The sequence below is a fragment of the Nocardia cerradoensis NBRC 101014 genome, from assembly GCF_000308535.1.
Lineage (GTDB): Bacteria > Actinomycetota > Actinomycetes > Mycobacteriales > Mycobacteriaceae > Nocardia > Nocardia cerradoensis.
The window spans coordinates 1-6,178 of sequence record NZ_BAFW01000325.1 but is presented as its reverse complement, the minus strand read 5'-3'; the positions used below and the strand labels follow the sequence as shown (position 1 = coordinate 6,178).

At 69.1% G+C, this 6,178-nt stretch carries 6 protein-coding genes and 1 pseudogene; 4 read left to right on the top strand and 3 right to left on the bottom strand.

Annotated elements, in window-relative coordinates; translation table 11 throughout:
- The 3 genes and pseudogenes from ON23_RS28615 to ON23_RS39885 form a co-directional block, all read left to right on the top strand.
- The coding region (locus tag ON23_RS28615) for an acetate--CoA ligase family protein (RefSeq protein WP_039782078.1) at positions 1 to 413 on the top strand (413 nt) is incomplete at its 5' end.
- Complete coding sequence (locus tag ON23_RS28610) at positions 410 to 2,131, top strand: (2,3-dihydroxybenzoyl)adenylate synthase (protein WP_051043500.1); 1,722 nt, start codon at positions 410 to 412, stop codon at positions 2,129 to 2,131. The genes ON23_RS28615 and ON23_RS28610, both read left to right, overlap by 4 nt.
- A 142-nt stretch (positions 2,132 to 2,273) precedes the next feature.
- A pseudogene (locus tag ON23_RS39885) lies at positions 2,274 to 2,408 on the top strand (alcohol dehydrogenase catalytic domain-containing protein); the annotation flags it as partial.
- Between the two features lie 400 nt (positions 2,409 to 2,808).
- Here the strand turns inward: ON23_RS39885 and ON23_RS38140 are convergent.
- Both ON23_RS38140 and ON23_RS28595 read right to left on the bottom strand, forming a co-directional pair.
- Positions 2,809 to 3,282, bottom strand: a complete 474-nt coding sequence (locus ON23_RS38140; RefSeq protein ID WP_039782076.1) for an NUDIX hydrolase — start codon at positions 3,280 to 3,282, stop codon at positions 2,809 to 2,811.
- Positions 3,283 to 3,442: 160 nt separating this feature from the next.
- Positions 3,443 to 4,195, bottom strand: coding sequence for an ABC transporter permease (locus tag ON23_RS28595; RefSeq protein WP_039782075.1), 753 nt, complete (start codon positions 4,193 to 4,195; stop codon positions 3,443 to 3,445).
- Positions 4,196 to 4,322: 127 nt separating this feature from the next.
- On the opposite strand from ON23_RS28595, the gene ON23_RS28590 reads away from it, so the two are divergent.
- Positions 4,323 to 5,180 (top strand): phosphatase PAP2 family protein, encoded by an 858-nt coding sequence (locus ON23_RS28590; protein WP_157170307.1) that lies wholly within the window; start codon positions 4,323 to 4,325, stop codon positions 5,178 to 5,180.
- 109 nt (positions 5,181 to 5,289) lie between these two features.
- Here the strand turns inward: ON23_RS28590 and ON23_RS28585 are convergent.
- Positions 5,290 to 6,178, bottom strand: an 889-nt coding sequence (locus ON23_RS28585) for a KUP/HAK/KT family potassium transporter (RefSeq protein ID WP_039782073.1), incomplete at its 5' end; no start/stop codon positions are given.

Sequence of the window (6,178 nt, the reverse complement as noted above, 5' to 3'; positions counted from 1 at the left end):
TCGGTGCTCCGGCCTATCTGGTCGAGTCGATGGCCGACGACGGGGTGGACCTCTTCCTGGGTGTGCGCCGCGACCCGGTGTTCGGTCCGATCGTGGTCGCCGGCCTCGGCGGCATCGCTGCCGAGGCGATCGGCGATGTCACCATCCGCAGCGGCGCGGTCACTGTCGCCGGCGCCGCGGCCATGCTCGACGAGCTGCGGTGCGCCCCACTGCTGTTCGGCGGGCGCGGGGGACCGGTGCTGGACCGTGACGAATTCGCCCGGGCGGCAGTGCGTCTCGTTCGCTACCTCACCGAGCACCCGGCCGTCGACGACATCGAGGTCAATCCGCTGCGCTCGACTGCCGCCGGACTGATCGCCTTGGACGCGGTCGTGCTGGCCGCGTCGCATCGGCTCGAAGGAGAGCTGCCATGACCATCCGTAGACAGGCCGCGATCGACGGTGTCGTGCCGTGGCCCGACGACATCGCCGCCGAATACCGCAAGGCGGGCTACTGGCAGGACCGATCCATCGGCTCCTACGTCGAGGCCCAGGTGGCGCACCGTCCCGACCAGGTGGCGGTCGTCGACGGCGCCACCCGCCTGACCTATCGCCGGCTGTGGGACCGTGCGGCCTCCTGCGCGCAGGCCCTGCTGGACCTCGGCCTCGCTCCCGGCGATCGAATCCTGGTGCAACTGCCCAACTGCTGGGAGTTCGTGGCCCTCACCCTGGGCTGCCTTCGTATCGGCATCGTGCCGGTGATGGCGCTGCCCGCACATCGTCGCCACGAACTCACCCACCTCGCCGCGGCGGCCGAGGCCGTCGCTCTCGTGGTGGCCGACACCGATCGCGGCACCGACCTGCGCCATGTCGCGCAGCAGGTCGCCGCCGAGGTGCCGAGTGTGCGGGCCGTGCTCGTGCACGGCGAATCCTCGGCCGAGCCCGGCCGATCGGCACCGGAATACCGGCTGGCCGATGCCCTGACCACGACCGTCGCCTTCGACGAGGCCGAATACGCGCCGCGGGGCTCGGATGTCGCATTGATGCTGCTGTCCGGCGGGACCACGGGCCTGCCCAAGCTCATCGTCCGCACGCACGACGACTACGCCTGCAACATTCTGCGCTGCGCTGAAGTAAGTGAATTCGACTCCGCCACAGTGTATTTGGGGACACTTCCGAGTAGTCACAACTTTCCGCTGGCCTGCCCGGGCATTCTGGGTGCGCTCTTCGCCGGCGGTCGCACGGTGATGCTGCCCTCGCCCTCGCCGCAACGGGCGCTGCGCACCATCGACGCCGAGGGTGTCACGGTCGCGGCGGCCGTTCCCGCGGTCGCGCAGGTCTGGATCGAGCACCAGCGCGAGCACGCCCCGATGCGCGGCACCACTCTGCGAGTGCTCCAGGTCGGCGGCTCGCGGATGCCGGACGAACTGGCCGCGCGCGTCGAACCGGTGCTGGGCGCGCGGTTGCAACAGGTGTTCGGCATGGCCGAGGGACTGATCAACATGACACGCATCGACGACGATGCCGACGTCGTGGTGAGCACCCAGGGGCGTCCGGTCAGCGCGGCCGACGAAATTCTCGTCGTCGACGAGCACGGCAACCCGGTGCCCGACGGCACTCCGGGCGCGCTGCTCACCCGCGGACCGTACACACCCCGGGGCTATTTCCGTGCGCCCGAGCACAATCTGCGCGCGTTCACCCCGGACGGCTGGTACGCCAGCGGTGATATCGTCATCCGCCGCCCGGACGGCAACCTCGTCGTCGCCGGCCGCGACAAGGACATGATCAACCGTGGCGGCGAGAAGATCTCGGCCGAAGAGGTCGAGAACTTCGCCTATCAGATCGACGGCGTCGAAATGGCCGCCGCGGTAGCCATGCCCGATCCGGCGCTCGGCGAACGCTTGTGCCTGTATCTGATGCTGCGGCCCGGCTGTGTCGTGGAGCCGGCGGACATCGAGGCGGTGATGGAGGCGGCGGGTGCGGCTCGGTTCAAGATTCCGGAACGCATCGAATCGGTCGCCGCGATGCCGATGACGAAGGTCGGCAAGATCGACAAGAAGGCGCTGCGCGACGACATCCGGGCTCGCCTGGCCCGCACGGCCGAGTCCACCCGATCACCCGGGGCGGAATGTGGCACCGCGCCGCGGGGTTGATCCCGATCGTTCCACGGTAGTGAGGTGTTGGGAGTGACGATGCGAGCCCTGTGATGACCGCCCCCGGCGGTGCGGACAAGTCGGAGATCCGCGAGGTGGAACCGCCGCGGCCCGCCGCGGGCGAGATGGCCATCGATGTCGATTGGAAATCGCAGGCACCGTGCGTGAATTGGGTGCCGATGTCACCGGCCTCGCCGTCGGCGATCGGATGGCGGCCGTCGCGCTCGGAGGCGGTGGCTTCGCCGAGATCGCCACGGCGCGAGCCGAACTCACCGTACCGGTGCCGGACGCCGTCTCGTTGAGCTCGGCCGCCGCCACCCCGCTCGGCCTGGCGACCGCCCTGCTTCTGCTCACCGACGCCGGCCGCTTCACCGCCGGGGATACGGTGCTGGTGCACTCCGCCGCCGGCGGTATCGGCGGCGCGGTGGCACAGTTGGTGCCGCTGCTCGGTGGTGGCCGTCTGCTGGGGACGGCGGCAACCTCACCCTCACCGGGTTCAGCCACCGCGGCCTCGTCGGACCTGGCGGGTAGCGTCGGCGACCTTCGACGGCGCGCCGGCGGATGCCAGCAGGTCATGTGCGGTGATAACCTCGTCCAGCGAGCTGGATTACCTTGCCGGAGGCGCGCTCTCGCTCCTGGTCACCGAAGTGGCGTCGAGCGAAGCCTTGCGGCCATCCTCACCTCGAGGTCTCGGTCAACGGGTTTCGCGCTCGGGCAAGCTCGCGGTAGTCCTGGAGGATGCGGCGAATGGAGGGAGTCACGCGCAGGTCGCCGTCCAGCGGCGCCCAGGTGTAGGCGGAGTGGACGGACAGACGGATGGGGTACGTGGCGGCGACGTCGACGGCGAAGTGCAGGCGGCGGACCGGTTTGCCGATGGGGGACAGATAGTCGAAATAGCCTACGTGGCTACGGATTCCGGTGACGAGAAGACCGGTCTCGGTGGCGACGCCGCGGGACACGGCCGCGTCCAGCGGTTCGCCGGGCTCGACGGTGGTGCCGGGTAGTTTGAGGGTGGCCTTGACGGGGCCGCTGTCGTCACGTTCGAGCAGCAGCACCTGCCCGCCCCGATCGATGATCACGCCGATTCGTAGTGCGACACAGTCCTTTTCCGCGCGCTCGTACAGTTCGTCGAGCATGGATGTAGGCATCATCGGACTCACCAACCCTCGATCGGTGCACCACACGGGTAGTGCAGGGATGACCCATTATGACGGTAGAACATGGTCCCGCGTGGCAGGACGGCGTCCGCGCCCCCGGATCGAGTATGTCGGCGGCGGAGGTAGACCGCCGCTCGGTCGAACAACGCGGTGGTCAGTGCCGAGGACGTCGGATCCGGCCCCGGGCGACGAGTTCGATGGTGACCGCCACCGCGCACGATTGCGCGAGCAGCAGGCCGAGGAGCACCAGAATCTGGACCGCGGCGGCGCGGCTCGCGGAGCCGCTGGCGATGAGGACACCGACGAATGCCCCGGGCAGCGTGACCAATCCGACCGTGCGGGTTTGATCGACGCCGGGTAGCAGCGCGTCGGCCGCGGTGGATCGAATGATCTCCAGGCGTGCGTGGCGGTCGTCGAAACCCAGGCTCATGGCGGCCTCGATCTCGCCGCGCCGGTCGTGAACGGCGTCCAGGGCGCGGCGTGCGGCCAGCGAGGTCGCGGTCATGGCGCCGCCGAGGATGATGCCGCCGACGGGGACGACCGCGGGCCCCGAGAGAGGGACGACCCCGCTGACGAGCATCACCGGAAGGACCGCGGCCCAGCCGCCCGCCAGCGCTGCGGCCAGCCATGCTCCGGAACGTCCCGCGCGTGCCCGGCGCGCGGAGGTGAACACCGCGGCCGCGAACATCACGCCCAGAACCAGAAACGAGGACCAGAGATGGCGCAGGGCGGCGGCGAGCACCAGCGCGACCACGCTCAGTTGCACGATCGCGCGAACGGCCGCACCGGGCACGATCAGCATCGAGCCGAGGTATGCGAACCGGTACACCGCAGCGGACGCGGCAACCAGAACCAGACACAGAACCGCCAAACCCACACCGGGCGATGCGACGCTCACCGTTCCCACCTTCTGTTGCCGGCGGGCTGCTGTCCAGCCCGGCCGGCGTCAGGCGGTCCCCCGGGCGAGCATGCTCCACGGATGGCCGGGTGGCGTACTCAGCGTTTCCACAGCGTTGCTTCGCGACACTGGCCGCGTGTCAGCCATTGTCGATGTCGTCCACGCGTTGGTCGACGAGGTCCGTACCGAATCGTCGAGCAGGGAGATCGCGGTCGGTGCGTCCGCTGTCGCTACGGCAGCCCTGCTCGCATCGGCCCTCGCGGGCCGGGTCGGCGATTCGTCGGTGTCCGGCGTGCGTATCGGCTGGTCCGCATTGCGAGCGCTCGTGGTGTCGGCGTTGTTCGTGGTAGTGGCGGTGCAGGTCGCGGAGTCCGGATGGATCACCGGCGCCGATACGGCCACCCTGCGGTGGTTCGTCGAACACCGCAACGGCACCGCGACGGCATGGGCGCGGGCGATCACCGAGATCGGCAGTCCGGTCGGGGTGGCGGCGTCGGCGGTGGTCGTCTCCGGGATGCTCGCGTGGCGGCGGCGCAGTGCCGCCCCGGCCGTATTCGTCCTCGGCACAGTGGGTTTCGCGGCCGGAGTGGGCACGTTGACGAAGCTCGTCGTCGCGCGGTCACGTCCCCCGGCCGTCCTGCATCTGATGGCCGAATCCGATTTCTCGTTTCCTTCCGGCCACATCACGGCCACCACGGCCTTGGTCGCAGCGGTGCTGGTCGTGTCCATGTCGACGCGGCCCGGGTTTGTGCGCACCGCGGCTGCGACTGTCTCGGCCGTGGTGATCGTGGCAGTCGTCGCGGCCACGCGGCTGTATCTGGGAGTTCACTGGCTCACCGATGTGGTCGGCGGCGCGATGCTCGGAACGGCGGTCACACTGGCGTCGGCGACAGTGCTGCTGTGGGTGTCCCGATCCGCCGGTGACGGTCGGTGGCGATCCGGATCGGGCCCGGCCGTCGTCGCTTCGGTGCCGGCGGGCAACCGAGCAGCATGATCGGGCGGCGGACGACGGTCGAGCGCCGGAGCCGAGCGGGTCGGCTGGTGCCCGGCGTTCGATGCGGTGCGGTGACCGGGCTGTCCGAACTCAGAAATCGGCGTCGAACTTATACCTCGATCTGTGAGCCCATGATGATGGTGCGGTCGCGGGGCAGGCTGAAGTAGTCGGCGGCGTCGGCGGTGATGTACGACGTCGCGATGAACAGGCGTTTACGCCAATCCGCCATGGTCGGGGTGGTGCCGCGGCGGAGTTCGATGGTGGACAGGAAGTAGGAGGCGTGGTCGAGATCGAGCGGGCCTTCGGTGTCTCGTTCGTCGACGAGTGTGAGCGCCCGGGGAACGTCGGGGGTTTCCATGTAGCCGTAGCGGGCGGTGACGTGTGTGATGCCGTCGTCGGGCGGTCCCAGCGGGTCGGTGGCGATGCGTTCGTTGTCGGGGATGCGGGGGACGGGTTCGGTGTGGATGGACAGGATCACGATGTGGTGGTGGCGCACGTGGTTGTGTTCGACGTTGGCGCGCAAGGCGAGTGGTGCTGTTTCCTTACCGCGGTTGAGGAAGATGGCGGTGCCGGGAACGTGCGTCGTGGCGGGTGTGCCGGCGGCGAGTTCGTCGACGAATGTCCGCAGTGATCCTTCCCGCCGGATTCGTTCGGCGGTCACGATCCGGCGCCCGCGTTGCCAGGTCGTCATGACCGTGAATGCGGTCAGGCCGATCAGCAGCGGCAGCCATGCGCCGTGGGCGAACTTGGTGAGATTGGCTGCGACGAACAGCAGATCGACGGTCAGCAGTGGCAGTGCCCCGGCGACGAGGATCCAGCGTGGGATGTGCCAGCGGGTTTGCGCGACGTAGAAGAACAGCAGGGTGGTGATGGTGATGGTGCCGGTCACCGCCATGCCGAAGGCGAAGGCCAGCGCGGTCGAGCTGCGGAACGCGAAGACGAGGGTGAGCACCGAGACCATCAGCAACCAGTTGATCCACGGGACGTAGATCTGGCCG